This window comes from Alkalihalobacillus bogoriensis ATCC BAA-922 (genome assembly GCF_000621445.1).
Classification (GTDB): Bacteria; Bacillota; Bacilli; order Bacillales; family Bacillaceae_F; genus Bacillus_AO; species Bacillus_AO bogoriense.
In genome coordinates this window covers 404,526-421,307 of sequence record NZ_KK211278.1, presented here as the reverse complement: position 1 = coordinate 421,307, position 16,782 = coordinate 404,526, and the positions used below count along the sequence as shown (strand labels likewise).

Sequence of the window (16,782 nt, the reverse complement as noted above, 5' to 3'; positions counted from 1 at the left end):
TTTTGTCCTTCATCGCCTTTATGAAGGACACTTTTGCTTCGTTTTCTCCTCGTTTGACCTTCACCACTGTATTAATAACAACGGCTATGTCTGCATTTAACGAAGTTTGACGTGTTCGTTTCATAATAAATATATAAAGCTTAAGAAAAACGCGGGAGCGCCTTTTCCTCTCTTTTAATAAAAGGGGCTGTCCGCTAAGAACAAAAACGTTCTTAGCGGACAGAGCCCCTCTTTTGTTACATTACCACCGTGCAAATAGTAGTAACATAACTCACTATATCGCTTTATGTTGAATGGGAAACAAAATATCAAAATCAAATTCATTCGCTTCCCCTGCTGGTAGTTCAAAAGGATTGACAGGATGAAGTCGATTTACTTCAAGTTTATAAACCCCTTCTCCTGATGTCACTTTAAATTGATGCTCGGCTAACCAATGATAAAGAAATTCATAAGTGCGTTGTAATTGATTTGCATTACCTCTACATGTAATTGATGCATATTGTTGCTCAGGGATCGAGATTCGTGTAACGGTTCCTTTCTCCATTTCTCCCTTTTCAACTTCTACTCCCACCCAAAGTTCTACCTCTTGATTGGATGTTTCATTTACATTTGAGCTTAAAACATACCCTATATCATTATTATTCACGTTAATGTCGTGTTGTTTAATCTCGTTTTGAAGCTCTTTCCATGCTAATCGTAGCTCTTTTCCTAATTCTTCATTGCCACCTTTTCGGACAGCTTGCTTTGCAAATAAAGCACAGGCATTTCGAGTTACTATTTTCACTTCCAAATATTTTTCACCCCTAACATCATTCAAACATTTTTTCCGAATAGAAAAACTCCACTTCTTTCATTTATCCATAGAACCCAAATTTCCTCTAAAAAATTACAAAGAGATTTAAAAATGTTTAGCTTCCCTCCATAAAGAACCTATTATCCGGTGACTTTTTTCATATATTTTCACTTTTCATTCAGTCTCCTAAACAACCTCTAACAAATAGGTAAAAAATAAGTGCCCTAAAAAGCTATTCACTCAATAGGACACTCTAATCATATTTGATTCCATCTGCAATGAGCACATAACGGTTCGGGGCATTGCCGATAAACTGAAACGGATAACATGTCGTTACCGTTAATGTCGCTTTTGGTTTAGGGACAACAACAGTTGTATCATTTTTATCTACAATTCGAATCTTCCGAATAACATAAGTAAAAACGGAATGGTCTGTCACAATCGAAAGGTCATCCCCAACATCAAGTTCACCTAACTTTCTGAATACAGTATCACGGTGTCCAGATAGAACCGTATTATTTTGTTCCCCAGGCATCGCTGTTTGTGGTATATGGCCAACGCCTTTTCTAAGCTGTTCTTCTTCTACACCGTAAAAAACAGGAATACTAGCATTTAATTTAGGGATAACAAGTGTAGCATATTCCTCTCCCACTGCCGGTCTCTTTTGATCCATTTGCTTATATTGTTGATATGTTGCTTTTGTTTTTGCCTCCCTGACTGAAACGATACTTACTTCATCCATTGGCTTTACACTAAAAAAACCGCTCAGAAAAAAAGAACCATTCACAACAAAAAGGTAAAGCCCAAGATGAAAAAGGAAAAGAAAAATAACTTTGAACATCATTCTTCTTTTCTCCATTACTTTTTCCATCATTGTTCAACAACAGAACGGCGCTGATAAGCATACAATGATAAAATCAACAAAATCAATCCAAGTAAAGCTGTTTTTCCATAAGAAGAAGCCGTTTCTGGTAATGTCATGTCTGTTGGAAATTGATGAGCCATTTCAGGTAATCCTGTCATGACAGAAGCGATATCCATAAACAACCCACTATCAAATAAATCATCAGTTAAAATAAAATCAAATAAAAAGACCCCTTGGCTATCGTACAATTCCACAATAAGACGATTTTCGTTTAACCGTTCCATTTCTAGTAATTCTACGATTGTAACCGCAATCTTTTGTTCGTTTACTTCAAGGAAAAGCCTCGATTCTAATTTTAATGTTTCTAAGCTTTCCATCCAAATCGATACAAGCTCTGCTTTCATTTCACCCGTTAAATCATCAGGATGTTCAAAATGTTCAAGTTGCAACATCCGCTGTTCTAAAGCGCTCATAGATAATTCAACCGTATCTCGGTTTAATGATTGCATATGAAGGAGAAAGGTTTTGATTTCTTCTTCAGTAATTCCAAGAATTGCAAATAACATCGAAATAAACTCTAGTTCTTCGCCATGACCTTGGTAAAATTGAATGGCCACCTCTAACTCATCAAGTGAATCGTAATCCTCCGGGGATTCACCAAACTGAGCAAGGAGATGCTCTAATTCTTCATACGTTAATTCATACTCATTCAATAAAACTTCGCGGTTTTCTGTCGTATTAGTAGTACCACTCTCAACCGCCACTACACTGTTGACGATTGCTAGGGGCTGGACAAGTAAAGCAACAAACAAAACTAACATAAGTCGTTTCATTTCTCTTCCTCCTCGTGCTCAAGGTAATACTGTTAGCGTTTGTTCATTTTGAGAAATTATACCAGTTTACGAAAAAGATTCTTAAAGGATTTTGGTTATTTTTCTTCTTTCTCATACTTCCAAAACCTTTTTCTTTTCTCTACTAAAAAAATCTAGTAGAATTGAAGTGTTGTGTGCCGAAAAACACTAGTTCATTGGAGGAAGAAAATGACCGAAAACAAATTTTCAACAGTAAAATCTGTTAGTAAGAAAATTGTTGAACATAAAGTATTTACAAGTACGATTATCGCTTTAATTATTGTGAACGCCATTATCGTAGGGTTAGAAACTTATCCTAACCTTTATACCGCATATAAAGACTGGTTTTATTTTATGGATAATATCCTCCTTTGGATATTCACCGTTGAAATCGCATTACGATTTATTGCCGTAGGTCCGAAACGATTCTTTACAAATAGTTGGAATTGGTTTGACTTTATTATCGTTGCAGCTGGCCATATTTTTGTAGGAGCACATTTTGTGACTGTCCTTCGGATTTTGCGTGTGCTTCGTGTATTACGGGCGATTTCTGTAATTCCATCACTACGTAAATTAGTTGATGCCCTTTTACTCACTATTCCTGCCTTAGGAAACATTATGATTTTAATGAGCATCATTTTTTACATTTTTGCTGTTATTGGAACGATGTTGTTTAAAGAGGTAGCACCAGAGTACTTTGGCAATTTACAATTGTCTCTTCTTACCCTATTTCAAGTTGTAACCCTTGAATCGTGGGCAAGTGGTGTTATGCGACCAATTTTTGCAGAAGTACCATGGTCATGGCTTTACTTTGTCATCTTTATCCTTGTTGGAACATTTATCGTGTTTAACTTATTTATCGGGGTCATCGTAAGTAATGTTGAAAAAGCAAATGCAGAAGATGAAATCGATGAAACAAAAGAAGAGTTAAAACAATTACAAAAACAAGTATCCGAGCTTAAAGATATCCTTTTAACAATGAACGCCAACCAAACGAAAAAAGATTCTACTCCTTAAAGTTCAATTGGTATCGGACATATGTTCCGTTAGCTTTTGAAAAAAGCTTGAATTCTACGAAATAGCGGAATACATGTCCGAACCGACAATGCATGAAATAACGTAAAAACACCTTTGAGTACCCATTTCTCAAAGGTGTTTTTGACTACCCCGCTATTTTCAACCCAATGACGCCAATAATAATAAAAGAAATGGAAAATAACTTAATTACTGAAACTGTTTCTCCATAATAAAACATCCCAATCAAACTGACACATAACGTCCCAACCCCAGCCCATATTGCATACGCCACACTTAAGTCGATAGATTTTACAACAATGGCAAATATACTAAAACAAAGTCCATAAAAAACAAATAATAAAATAGAGGGGACGACTTTTGTTAATCCAAACGATTCTTTCATTGCGATTGTCCCAGCTACTTCTAGTAAAATCGTGATAACTAACAATAACCAACCCAAATCATCTCCTCCCCTCTAGTTAAGACTCTCATCATCATTCGCTTTTTGTATTCCAAATAAACTCACCGTTGTCATTAAGTAAATGTGAAATCGTAGGAATGACAATATCCGCAAATGGCGTTAAATCATCTTTACTACTTACTCCTGATAACACACCAACCGCTAATCCAGCGTTTGCATTCCGGGCTAGTGAAATGTCTTTTAGTGTGTCACCAACTACAATGACCTCACTCGGTTCTAACCCAAATTCACGACAAAAATGGTGCAATGTAACCGGATCGGGTTTAGGCTTTGGAACATTATCAGCTGCCCCAATAAAAGAAAAAAATTGACCAATGTTTAGTTTATCTAAGCATAATGTTGTCGTAGCAAAATCATCTGCAGTTGCAATACCTAAAATGATCTTTTTCTCAATCAATTGACTTAATGTCGCTTGTAAATTCGTTGTCGGTTGAACCGAATCAATGTTTTGCTTTGTTAATTCAACCATTTCTTGTGACAACCATTCATGGAAGGAGGAAAAAGTAGGATAACCGAGAGCATGAATATCAATATATTGACAAAATGCTTCTGCCATCTCTTTTGTTGTTCCTCCTGCCAATATTCCATTGCTTTCAATGACATTTCCAAACACACCAACAGACCGTAATAGCTTTTCTTTTAATAAATGGTTATTAAATCCTGTTTTTGTTCCAATCGCTTCTACAAGATGCTCAGCAAGCGTTAACCAAACAGAATGAAAATCTAGTAGAGTGCCATCTTTATCAAACAATATTCCTTTAATATTTACTTCAGGTAACCTGCTTTTTCGAGTAATTGTGACCATGTGATAATATCTCTCTTTCTTTTTCCGTAATAGACAGGATTAGAAAAAGCAAGTAGCTCCCCCTGTTCATCCCTAATGTCAATTCGATACCACCCAAACTCATCTGTCACTTGAAATGGTAGCTCAACTTGACCTTCTTTTTCTAAAACATGATGTGATACGACTTCACCTCTAGAAATGAATTGCAATTGACTTCCTAGCTTTACATTTTCATAGTTAATAACAAATTCAGCTTGTTTGCCATGATACGTAGATAAATCAGTTCCAAGCGGTTTTATTTCATTTTCAACTTTAATATACATATCAAGAACAGGTCCTCTTGAAACGTACACACGCCCTTTTTTCACAGCATGCAAGATTTCATTGGCGGAAAGCCCGTTAGAAAAAACATATGTCGCAGGGTCGCCAATGACAGAAGGAGGGCCATTTTTTTTATAGCTTTCTGTCGGTAATAAATGAGAATCTGACCCTCCTATTCCAGGAAGGAAAAATCCTTCATTCCATAACACACTCCATACATGGAGAGCATCTTCCGTTGCTGCTGTGTTTTGTTGATACGTCGGATCATTCCAGATTTCTATACAATCAAATTCATCTAGTTTCGTTTCTTGAAACACCCAATGCCAAGGCTTTAGAAAAGGATGATTGAGCGATCGAAGGGCACCTACTTGCTTTGTATCCTGAAGGACCCGCTTCATGCCTTCTTCTGTTTCCATACCTCCATCATGTTCGTAAAAACGCCAGTCAATCCACCCTTTTGGCCCAAGTGCATTAAAATGACCTTTCGTTGACGTAATTTCAATCCCCGGAATAACAAGAAACTCATCAGATGACCATCCTGTTGTCATTACATGATGGTCAGTGGCAACAAAAAAATCGAGTCCATTTTTTTGCGCTTGTTCAACATTGGCTGCTGGCGTCATTTTTCCATCAGACTGGATCGTATGGGTATGAAAATCACCTTTATACCAACGTGTTTCATCACAATATGAACGCTCCCAATCATAATTTCCATATGCCAATCGTTGTTGTTCCAATGTTGTCCAACAACATTGGCCGAGTTTGTGAATTTGGTTATCAAATGGAGAGGACCCCAAACCTGTTTCTATTATAATTTCATACGGAATATCAGTTACATTCGTTGGAGTGCTAGCGTCCGCAACAACAACTTCCATGCGCCATTCTCCTTTTGTAATCTCACCAGGAATCGTGAGAATACTAGATTGTTGCGCGCTTTCATGAAGTAAGATTTCTTTTGGTGCTTTTCCTGATAAATATTGCGCACGAAGTCGATCATTAGAATCCCATAATAAAAATCCTAACCATTTTTTCTTTGTTACATGAACAACAAAGCCAATCCACTCTACTTTTTCTTCTACTGTAAATGTATGAATATTGATAGGTAGCGTATGATCGCTACCTATCATCCCATTAATCACTGTTTTCATTGATATGCTCCTATTGATTTACTTTGTCTAACGCTTTTTGCGCTTCTTCTTTCGCATCTTTTAATGCCACTTCTGCTGACACCCCTTCAATTTGAACACGGTCTGCCGCGATTGAAAGTGCATCATAGATTTGTCCGCCTGTAGGGTCGATAAATGGTGGAGTTGCTGTTTCTGCTTGTTGTAATGGTACTAATATTTGTGGATTTTCTTTTGCAAAGGCTTGAAAAGCTTCTACATCACGTGCCGATTGACGAACCGCGATATACCCCGTACGCATCGACCATTCCGCTGTCATTTCAGCACTAGTGAAAAATTCCATCCATTTAAAAGCAGCTTCTTTTTCTTCATCAGAAACAATAGCAGGAATGCTGATCGTTTGAGCCGACGCATGTGGTGCCGCTTGATGATTCTCCCAACCTGGTTGTGGATAAGCAGTAATGATAGAGAAATCTAAATCACCTTGGTCCCCACTCGAACCTGTATATCCAGCAGCACGACCTTGCATCACATCGTCAATCGTGTTATACCAATATTCCCACCCTTGACCACCATGATGGATACGCATGATTTTATCTTCATGAATTGCTTTTCTAAAAAATTCCCACGTCTCAATCCACTCTGGGGAATCAAGTAATACTTCTTTCCCATCATCACTTATATATTTGGCCCCACCACTAAGCGCAGCATCAATCATATTCCCGCTACCCCACATCGGTTCCCAACCATAAACTGAAACTTCACTTCCGTCTTTTTCTGTTAACATTGTCGCTGCTTCATATAATGATTCCCACGTTTTTAATGAGTCTGGGTTTACACCCGCTTTTTCAAATAAGTCATGACGGTAATATAATACTTGTGTTGTACCAAAAAGAGGAAGCGAATAAAGCTCGTCTCCAATTTTCCCTTGGTTCAAAAACGCTGGAACAAAGTCATCTAGGTTAAAATCTTCTGTACGTTCAATAAACGAAGATAATGGTGTTAATAATTCTCTTTGTGCTAATCCGTACATCGTATCATGTGTAAGTAATACTGCAGCAGGAGCATCATTGGCAGCAATCCCCGCTTGTAACGCTTGGAATGTTTCATCATAATTTCCTTGCGCTACTCCTTTTACTGTGACTTCATCTTGAGATTCATTAAATTGTTGAATAAAGTCCTCCACATTTTCTCCTAATTGACCACCTAATCCATACCAAAACTCAATTTCTACACGCTCTTTTTCCACATTTCCTTCTGACGGTTTCGCCTCTGTGCTGCTTTGTTCTCCTCCTGTACTACATCCTGTAAAAAGAGTGATAAGTAATAATATAGAAAGTAAACGAATCCCTATCATTTTTGAAGTTTTCACTTGTTTTTCCTCCTCGGTTCTATGTATCTACTATCCTTTAATTCCTCGATCACTAATGCCTTTCACAAACCATTTTTGTGCAACTAAAAACAATAGCAATAAAGGAAGTACGGCGAATGTACTCGCTGCCATCACAAGCGGCCATTGAATCCCGTAGGCACCTCCTTGAATAAAAAACTGCCTTAAACCTACAGTAACTAAATAATATTTGTCATCTTTAATAATGAGTGACGGCCACAAATAGTTATTGTACATTTGTACAAAGCTGATTAAACCAAATGTAATAAACGATGTTTTCGTAAGCGGAAATAATACTTGCCATAACATTCTCCAATGACCAGCTCCATCTATTTTTGCCGCTTCCACCACCTCCTTAGATACTTGAAGAAATGCTTGCCTGATAAGAAAAATCCCAAATACACTCACCGCATTCGATAGAATTAATCCTTCATAACTATTTAATACCCCTAACTTCGCTAATAGGATATAGCTAGGAACATACGTTGCTGCTGTCGGTAGCATATATGTCGATAAAATGATAACAAACAAGAGATTTTTCCCTTTGAATCTTAATTGGGTAAAAGCATACGCAATCATTGCTGAATTCACAACTTGAATAACAACAATAACAACCGCTGTAAAAACACTATTAAATATGTACAATCCAAATGGTGCCGCGTTCCATGCTTCTAAGAAATGGTGCCATTGGGGAACAACTGGCCAAAAGGTTGGCGGAAATTGCCACATTTCATCCTTTGTTTTAATTGCGCTTAGAAACATCCATAAAAAAGGAAAGGCCATCAATAACGAACATAAGAGTAAGGCAATGTGACGTAAAACTTGGATGCTCCCTTTTTTCCATTTTTTACTCATATGAACCGTTTGTAGTTGAATTGCCGCTTTTTTCGGTTTGACGACAACTGGATCATTAACACCATTCATCTTTATACATCCCTCCTTAATCGTAATGAACCCAACGTTTTGATGACCAGAACTGAATAACTGCCAACAAAGCCGTAATAAAAATAAGAACTGTTGCCACAGCAGTCGCTTGTCCCATATTAAACTGCTCAAACGCTGCTTGATAATACATGTAGAGAATCGTCCTTGTACTCCCTGCTGGTCCTCCTTGTGTTAACACTTGAATTTGGTCATACGCTTGCAAAGCTTCAATCGTTAAAATAATCATTAAGAAAAAGGTAGTTGGCGAAACGAGTGGTAATGTGATGTGCTTTAAGCGATTCCACCAAGATGCACCATCTAAGCTAGCAGATTCATAAAGTTCTTGCGGTACACGGTGTAAAGATTCTAAATAAAAAATCATCGCCCAGCCGATTCCTTTCCACACTGTTACGATAATAATGACAACCATAGCCCATGTTGTACTACTCGCCCATTCGAGCTTCGGAAGATACAATATCGACAATACCCAATTGGCCATCCCTACTCTGGGCTCAAAAATCCATGACCATACAATGGAAACAGCAACCATTGGTGTGACCCATGGCGAAAACAAAATTGTCCGATAAATGCCGATGCAAGCTAATTTATTTTTTAATAATAGAGCTAAAGCCAATCCACCAATGATCGTTGGAATGACAGTACCAACAGAAAAATAAATAGTATTTCCTAATACACGATAGAACTCAGCACTCGTAAAAAATCCAATATAATTTTCTAATCCGACAAAATTGAAGGTTGGTGACATAAAATCCCAGTCTGTAAAACTAATATAAAGTGAATAAAGCATTGGCCATATCCAAAATACAGCTAAAGGGAGGAAAGCTGGGATAATAAAAAGTAATGGAACTCCGATAGATTTGAACTTATTTCTTACCTCTAGACGTGTAGACAACACTTCCACTCCGACACCTCCAAGTTTCCACAATAAAACACACGTTTAAAACCTCACTTTCCAACATAATCACACATTTATTACTAGAATCATAACATTATATTGTTATAAAAGTGTTAACGAGATGTAAAAACACAATTAAATGAATGTAAATAAAACTAATCACAACTTAAACACAACAAAAAAAACCTCCCATTATGCAATGCCATAATAGAAAGGTTTTTTACTTATTTGTTTATAATCTCAATTCCGGCCTTTTCATACTTTTCAACAATGCTTTGTTTTAACTTACTATCTGTAATAATGTACTCTACTCGTTCTAAATCACATACTTTTAAGAATGATTTAACGTCAAACTTACTACTATCTGCAAGGACAATTCCTTTTTGTGACGCTTGTAACATCTTACTTTTCATTTGAACTTCTCCAATACCATAGTCAGTTAAACCAGCCGATAAAGAAATCCCACTCATGCTCATAAAAAACGTATCAATGTGAAATTGTGAAACAAACGCTTCTGCCATTTCTCCGACAATACATAATTCCTGATTTCGCAATACCCCCCCAGGCAATATAATCGTATAGTTTGGCATTTCAGCTAATATGTTTGCTATCGGAAGTGAATTGGTCACAACCGTTAAGCGTGAAAACGTTTCTTTTAGCACTTTTGCAAACTCGGTATTTGTTGTACTTACATCTAAGGCAATCGATTGTCCTTCCGTGACAAACCTTGTCGCTATTTTCGCGATTTCTTTTTTTTCTTCAATATGAATCGTTTCTCTTTCAATAAAAGTTGTTTCATGACTTGTTGTTTCTTCGAGAACAGCACCACCATGTACTCGCTTTATAAGCCCTTCTTTTTCCAAAAACTCTAAGTCTCTCCGAATTGTTTCAAGCGAGACTTGAAATCGCTTTGTTAATTGAGAAACTTTGACTGACTTATTTCGTTTTAACAAATCTATTATCGTCTCTTGCCGTTCTTTAGCAAACATATTCCATCACCCTCTATACATCATTGAAAATGCAACTAAACGCAACTATTCAAACAAATTATATCATGTATAGCTACTAAAAAAATTAAAATCGTGTAAAGATTCATTCCAACTTTTTTCCTTCTTTATTTTTTAGCAAACTTTTATCATGCTCAAAAACAAAATATGATATTATAACGATAGATTTATGAAGGAGGGACATTACATTGGGTGGCGGAAAAAAAGAGCATGAACAAGATTTTACAGATACTTGGTGGTTTATTCCTTTATGTGTACTTTTCGGCGGAATACTTTCTGTTTTCGTATTTTAACTCAATGATTATGTTGTTCAAATTAGCAAATTAAGAAAAACTCGGAGCGTCTTTTCTTGAAATAGCTTTCAAAGCTTCACTGCTACACCAAAATTTTAATGCTTTCTTATCTTTTAAAAAAAGGGAACTCACAAGAGCCCCCTTTTTTACTTTATTCATTATTTAACTTCAAACCAGCCATTTGCCACGGTTTGTTTATACCAGTAAAAACTGTTTTTCTTTGTCCGCTCTAATGTACGATAGTTAACATGAACAATACCGAATCTCATCGTGTATCCTTCTGCCCATTCAAAATTATCTAATAAGGACCATGTTAAGTACCCTTTAATGTTTACACCTGAATTCATACTTCGGTTTAAGGAAATTAAATGTTGTTGTAAATAATCGATTCTCCCTTGGTCATTTACTACACCGTTATCAGGCTCATCATTATAACAAGAACCATTTTCAGTAATGTAGATAGGAACTTGACCATATTTCTCAGTAATATAAGTTAGCACTTTATAAAATCCTTCAGGAAAAACATTCCAACCGATATCTGTTTTTTGATAGCCTGCATCAACACGTTCATGGTCAAACAATCCACTATTTTCAGCATACTTTCCAACGCTACCTGTGTAATAGTTAATCCCTAAAAAGTCGATTGGTTGGTGAATCGTTTCCATGTCACCATCTTCTATCTTCATTTTTACACCTTTTTTCTCAAACCATTCCACCATAAACTGTGGATAGGAACCTTTAAATACTGGGTCAAAAAACCACTCAATAAACCAAGCCCCTGCTCGTCGACACGCATCGATATCTTCTTGCTTATTGCTATAAGGTTCATTCCATTCTACATTTGGTGCATAACCGATTTGACCTTCCACACCAAGCTGTCTAAACGCTTTTACCGTTTTACCATGAGCAACAAGAAGATGATGCGCTACATTTGTAGCTAGTTGTAAGTCTTGGTATCCCGGTGCGTGTGCCCCAATAAAGTTTGATAAAAAGGAGACACACCATGGTTCATTAAATGTAATCCAATATTTAATTTTCCCTTCAAACTCTTTAAACATGAGCTCAGCATACTCGACAAACGCATCGATTGTTTCACGGTTATCCCAACCACCTTTATCTTGAAGAGCTTGGGGCAAATCCCAATGATACAATGTACATAATGGTTCAATGCCATTGGCTAGTAATTCATCCACTAAATTGTGGTAATACTCCAGTCCTTTTTTGTTCACTTCCCCTGTACCATTCGGAAAAATCCGTGGCCACGATACGGAAAAGCGGTACATGCTAATCCCTAAATCTTTCATAATGGCTACATCTTCTTTGTAACGATGATAACTGTCACAAGCAACATCACCGTTATCGCCATTCACAACCTTGCCCGGTGTTTTTGAAAAAGTATCCCAAATGGAAAGTCCTCTGCCGTCTTTATCAACAGCACCTTCTATTTGATAAGAAGCGGTTGCTGCTCCCCACTTCATCTCTTTCGGAAATTGAATAATTGCCACAATGATTCCCTCCATTTATGTTAGTATGTAATGTTCGTTAGGTATTCCGACAACTCTCATAACTCCATAGAAAGTAATGATAGCATTCTTTACTACTTTGTCGGATAAGTCATGTTTTTATACTTCAACTTACCTTTCCATGAAGAAAAAACTTATGTAGTAAACATGGAAAACTTTTGAAAATAAAATGAGTTTTATTCCTAAATAACGAAATACCTTTACACTAGTTATTCCCTTAATAATTTTATTATATTATTGAAAAAGAAGCAAACAAACACTACAAAAATAAAAACAAAATAACTAACAAAGCTAACAAAATAAATTGTTTATAGTAAAAGAACAAATTCAAGGTTTGGACACGCGAATAAATAGTTTGTATAAACAATTAGATTCTCTTGATTCCACATCTCTCATTTTTGAGGTCAGAGCAGCCGTTATTTGTGAACATGATAGGGTTTTCCTTTTTTTGCGGACACAGGAGCGCTTATTCACGCAAAATCCATTCAATTCCTGGCGATAAATTACGATTAACTGCTCCTGTGGCCGCCAACGTTCCAAAACGCTAGCAATGTTCACAAATAACGGTTTTCATGGCCGCATAATTACCCTAAACAATGAAAAGGTGTTTTAAGCTTTTGATAAGCTTAAAACACCCAAAACTAATCGCTTGGTTTATTCTAATGAACCGTTAGATGAGCCAAAAAATTCTTCATACAAGGAACGGACGGCTTCATCAGCGTCTTGTTGATGAATGCCAAACACTAAACTTACTTCAGATGAACCTTGGTTAATCATTTCGATATTCACTCCGGCTTTTGATAACGCTGAAGTGGCTCGTGATGCTATCCCCACTGTATTATGCATGCCTTCGCCTACGATCATAATCATCGCAAAGTCTCGCTCCACATAAACATCATCTACATCTAATTCTTCTTGAATTCTAGCAATCATTCTTTGTTCTTTTTCATCATCTAGCTGAGCCTGATGAAGGATAACTGATGTATCATCAATCCCTGAAGGCATATGCTCATATGAAATTCCTTCATCCTCGATAATTTGCAGCAATTTACGCCCAAATCCAATTTCTCTGTTCATTAAGTATTTACGCACAAATACTGTACAAAACCCTGAATCCGCCGCAATTCCAATAACAGGATTAACAAAGCACTCTCTCTCTGCAATAATCATCGTTCCACTCGCTTGTGGGTTATTTGTATTTTTCACACAAACCGGAATTGATTTTCGAAACGCTGGAATTAACGCCTCATCATGAAATACAGAAAAACCTGCATATGAAAGTTCACGCATTTCTCGATATGTCATTTTTTTAATTTCACAAGGGTTTTCTACAACATTCGGATTTGCACAAAACACTGAATCAACATCTGTAAAGTTTTCGTATAATTCCGCATCAATCCCAGCTGCTAAAATCGAACCGGTAATGTCAGAACCCCCGCGCGGGAAAGTAACAAGTGTTCCTTCTTTTGAGTATCCAAAAAATCCTGGGAACACTAAAACTCCAGAACGTTCACGAAGCTTAGATAAATGCTCATAACTCTCCGGTAATACTTGCGCATTACCCGGTTCATCACTAACAAGTAAACCTGCTTCCTTCGGGTTCACATAGTGAGCTTCCATCCCTTTGCTTGCAAAATAAGCTGCAATCAACTTTGCATTGTTATCTTCTCCACTTGCTTTCATTTGGTCCATAAACTTTCCAGGGTGACTACGGTCAAATGAAACACGATCTTTTAAATCATTTTCAATCGTTTCAATAATATCTGGTGCGAGTTCGAGCCCTTTTGCGATGCTTTCATATCGTTTTACAACCGCTTGAAGCTCTTTCTCAGCATGACCTTGGGAAAGCATCGTTTCTCCTAATGCAATTAATAAATCTGTTACTTTCGTATCTTCACTATCACGTTTTCCTGGCGCTGATACGACGACGATTTTTCGACTACTGTCTTCCTCAATAATACTTGCTACTTTTCGAATTTGTTCTGCACTTGCTACCGATGATCCCCCAAATTTCGCTACTTTCATTTTTGTTCTCCAACTCCTGTTAGTTTCTTTTATTTTTCCGAACTTCCAACCTTTATAAAGGTAACATAGGCACCGAGAATCCCGCAAAGCTGCCTATCTTTGATTTACATGGCTCTGACTCGATATATCGCGCTGAGGATAATTAAAAGTAAAATGCCATAAATTTCTCCAATATCCATCCAAATGGCTCCCAAATGGTCCAGATTTCAGTTATCAACTAAATAGTTATACTGATTATATAAGAAAAGATGAAAATTGACTATTGTTTATTCTTTGTAAATTCAGAAAAAACTTTACCGCTTTTTTCCTAATAATCTAAAATTATCATTGTATTCGTTTCCATAGTTTGCTATAGTAACGTAGAAAGAAAAAACGGGAGCTTGTGAAACAAGCTGAGAGGATAGCTGATACTGCTGTCGACCGGTGAACCTGATCTAGGTAATGCTAGCGGAGGGATGAAGTTTTCTTAAACACGTCTGTCTATTTGACCGCTTGCTAGCGGTCTTTTTGTATTTTTTTGTGCACTCAAACGCAAATAAATACGAGTTCAGGCCATCTATCATGTATATCCCTCCTCCTTAATCAGTTCAAACATCAAATTTCCGCTTTGACCAAAATTAGGAGGAATGTCTTATGTCAGTAAAAGAAAAAACCCCATTAATCACACCGTTTCCACACAGTAAAAAAGTGTATGTTCAAGGATCACGATCAGATATCCGTGTCCCTTTTCGTGAAATTGAACTTTCACCAACAACAACTCCACAAGGAGAAACCATTCAAAATCCACCATTCCCAGTTTATGATACGAGCGGTCCTTATACAGATCCGAATTATACCGTTGATGTTCGTAAAGGCTTACCAGAACTAAGAAAACAATGGATACTAGAGCGTGGCGACGTCGAGGTGTATGACGGGCGTGAAGTTAAGCCAGTAGATAATGGTGTGGCTTCTTCTGAAAAAATGACCGAAGTTGAAATTTTCGATACAAGTAAACGCCAAATTTTACGTGCCAAAAAAGGAAACAACGTTACACAGCTTCATTACGCTCGAAAAGGAATCGTTACACCAGAAATGGAATACGTGGCAATTCGTGAAGGGCTTTCACCTGAATTTGTTCGTGATGAAATAGCTCGTGGACGCGCAATCTTGCCTTCTAATATTAATCATCCCGAAAGTGAACCAATGATTATTGGCCGTAATTTCCATGTCAAAATCAATGCCAATATCGGAAATAGTGCCGTAACCTCTTCCATTGAAGAAGAAGTTGAAAAAATGACATGGGCTGTTCGTTGGGGAGCAGATAATATTATGGACTTATCGACTGGAAAACATATTCATACAACGCGAGAATGGATTATTCGTAATTCACCTGTTCCGATTGGTACCGTTCCGATTTATCAAGCGTTAGAAAAAGTAAATGGTGTAGCTGAAGATTTAACATGGGAAGTATATCGAGATACATTAATTGAACAAGCAGAACAAGGCGTTGATTATTTTACAATCCACGCTGGTGTACGTCTTCCTTACATCCCAATGACGGCTAATCGTGTTACTGGAATTGTTTCTCGCGGTGGTTCAATCATGGCAGCTTGGTGTTTAGCTCATCATGAAGAGAGCTTCTTATATACCCATTTTGAAGACATTTGTGAAATTATGAAAGCTTACGATATCGCCTTTTCATTAGGAGATGGATTACGCCCTGGTTCCATTGCCGATGCAAATGATGAAGCACAATTTGCGGAACTAGAAACATTAGGGGAATTAACAAAAATCGCATGGGAACATGATGTCCAAGTCATGATTGAAGGTCCAGGTCACGTCCCAATGCATAAAATTAAAGAAAACATGGATAAACAGCTTGAAATTTGTGATGAAGCACCATTTTATACATTAGGTCCACTTACAACAGATATCGCCCCTGGTTATGATCATATTACATCTGCAATTGGTGCTGCGATGATAGGTTGGTTTGGCACAGCAATGTTATGTTATGTCACACCGAAAGAACATCTTGGCTTACCAAACAAAGAAGATGTTCGTGAAGGTGTTGTTACGTATAAGCTTGCAGCCCATGCCGCGGACTTAGCGAAAGGACATCCGAGTGCACAATTACGGGATGACGCCTTATCAAAAGCGCGTTTTGAATTCCGCTGGAGAGACCAGTTTAACTTATCTTTAGATCCTGAAAAAGCAATGAGTTTCCATGATGAAACATTACCAGCTGAAGGTGCAAAAACAGCTCATTTCTGTTCCATGTGCGGACCAAAATTTTGCAGTATGAAAATTACGCAAGATATTCGCCAGCAAGCACAAGAAAAAGGAATTGATGCGAATACTTTCGTCGAAAAAGAAATGGAAGGAAAAGCTAAAGAGTTTCGTGAAAAAGGAAGTAAAATTTATCAATAATGAAAAACGCGATAGCGTCTATTCGTTAAACAAACCGGCTTTGAGTAAAAATTCTCAAAGCC

Annotated in this window: 15 protein-coding genes and 1 riboswitch; of the genes, 2 read left to right on the top strand and 13 right to left on the bottom strand. The window is 37.2% G+C overall.

What is annotated here, in order from left to right; all coding sequences use genetic code 11:
• Nucleotides 1-274 precede the first annotated feature (274 nt).
• From T323_RS28150 to T323_RS0120805, 3 genes are all read right to left on the bottom strand, one after another.
• Nucleotides 275-784: a GyrI-like domain-containing protein gene (locus T323_RS28150; protein ID WP_245613754.1), complete on the bottom strand. Its 510-nt coding sequence runs from the start codon at nucleotides 782-784 to the stop codon at nucleotides 275-277.
• Nucleotides 785-1,046: 262 nt separating this feature from the next.
• Entirely contained in the window at nucleotides 1,047-1,637 is a 591-nt protein-coding gene (gene srtD, locus T323_RS0120810) for a class D sortase, LPxTATN-specific (protein ID WP_156942494.1), read from the bottom strand.
• A 26-nt stretch (nucleotides 1,638-1,663) separates the two neighbouring features.
• Nucleotides 1,664-2,491 (bottom strand): processed acidic surface protein, encoded by an 828-nt coding sequence (locus T323_RS0120805; RefSeq protein ID WP_026675006.1) that lies wholly within the window; start codon nucleotides 2,489-2,491, stop codon nucleotides 1,664-1,666.
• A gap of 207 nt (nucleotides 2,492-2,698) precedes the next feature.
• Here T323_RS0120805 and T323_RS0120800 point away from each other — a divergent pair, with 207 nt between their 5' ends.
• Nucleotides 2,699-3,526: an ion transporter gene (locus T323_RS0120800; protein ID WP_026675005.1), complete on the top strand. Its 828-nt coding sequence runs from the start codon at nucleotides 2,699-2,701 to the stop codon at nucleotides 3,524-3,526.
• A 145-nt stretch (nucleotides 3,527-3,671) separates the two neighbouring features.
• Here the strand turns inward: T323_RS0120800 and T323_RS0120795 are convergent, their stop codons facing one another.
• The 10 genes from T323_RS0120795 to T323_RS0120740 all read right to left on the bottom strand — a co-directional run bounded on the left by T323_RS0120795 (nucleotide 3,672) and on the right by T323_RS0120740 (nucleotide 14,314).
• A complete protein-coding gene (locus tag T323_RS0120795; protein ID WP_026675004.1) occupies nucleotides 3,672-3,986 on the bottom strand; it encodes a DMT family transporter in 315 nt (104 codons plus the stop codon).
• A 34-nt stretch (nucleotides 3,987-4,020) separates the two neighbouring features.
• A complete protein-coding gene (locus tag T323_RS0120790) occupies nucleotides 4,021-4,812 on the bottom strand; it encodes an HAD family hydrolase (protein WP_084309346.1) in 792 nt (263 codons plus the stop codon).
• Nucleotides 4,773-6,260, bottom strand: coding sequence for a CehA/McbA family metallohydrolase (locus T323_RS28990; RefSeq protein ID WP_051556643.1), 1,488 nt, complete (start codon nucleotides 6,258-6,260; stop codon nucleotides 4,773-4,775). The genes T323_RS0120790 and T323_RS28990 overlap by 40 nt, the downstream gene beginning before the upstream one ends.
• A gap of 10 nt (nucleotides 6,261-6,270) precedes the next feature.
• Entirely contained in the window at nucleotides 6,271-7,608 is a 1,338-nt protein-coding gene (locus T323_RS0120775) for an ABC transporter substrate-binding protein (protein ID WP_026675002.1), read from the bottom strand.
• 30 nt (nucleotides 7,609-7,638) lie between these two features.
• A complete protein-coding gene (locus tag T323_RS0120770) occupies nucleotides 7,639-8,550 on the bottom strand; it encodes a carbohydrate ABC transporter permease (protein ID WP_156942493.1) in 912 nt (303 codons plus the stop codon).
• 16 nt (nucleotides 8,551-8,566) lie between these two features.
• On the bottom strand, nucleotides 8,567-9,472 hold the full coding sequence (locus T323_RS0120765) for a carbohydrate ABC transporter permease (protein ID WP_084309345.1): 906 nt from the start codon (nucleotides 9,470-9,472) through the stop codon (nucleotides 8,567-8,569).
• Between the two features lie 218 nt (nucleotides 9,473-9,690).
• Nucleotides 9,691-10,455, bottom strand: coding sequence for a DeoR/GlpR family DNA-binding transcription regulator (locus T323_RS0120760; RefSeq protein ID WP_026674999.1), 765 nt, complete (start codon nucleotides 10,453-10,455; stop codon nucleotides 9,691-9,693).
• Between the two features lie 341 nt (nucleotides 10,456-10,796).
• A complete protein-coding gene (locus T323_RS29605) occupies nucleotides 10,797-10,925 on the bottom strand; it encodes a hypothetical protein (protein ID WP_281175754.1) in 129 nt (42 codons plus the stop codon).
• Nucleotides 10,925-12,271 carry a GH1 family beta-glucosidase gene (locus T323_RS0120745; protein WP_026674998.1) on the bottom strand — a complete coding sequence of 449 codons (1,347 nt, stop codon included), beginning with the start codon at nucleotides 12,269-12,271 and terminating at the stop codon, nucleotides 10,925-10,927. The genes T323_RS29605 and T323_RS0120745 overlap by 1 nt, the downstream gene beginning before the upstream one ends.
• Nucleotides 12,272-12,943: 672 nt before the next feature.
• A complete protein-coding gene (locus T323_RS0120740; RefSeq protein ID WP_026674997.1) occupies nucleotides 12,944-14,314 on the bottom strand; it encodes an aspartate kinase in 1,371 nt (456 codons plus the stop codon).
• Nucleotides 14,315-14,676: 362 nt separating this feature from the next.
• A riboswitch (TPP riboswitch) is annotated at nucleotides 14,677-14,787 on the top strand.
• Between the two features lie 160 nt (nucleotides 14,788-14,947).
• Here T323_RS0120740 and thiC point away from each other — a divergent pair.
• Nucleotides 14,948-16,720, top strand: a complete 1,773-nt coding sequence (thiC, locus tag T323_RS0120730; RefSeq protein WP_026674996.1) for a phosphomethylpyrimidine synthase ThiC — start codon at nucleotides 14,948-14,950, stop codon at nucleotides 16,718-16,720.
• Nucleotides 16,721-16,782 lie beyond the last annotated feature (62 nt).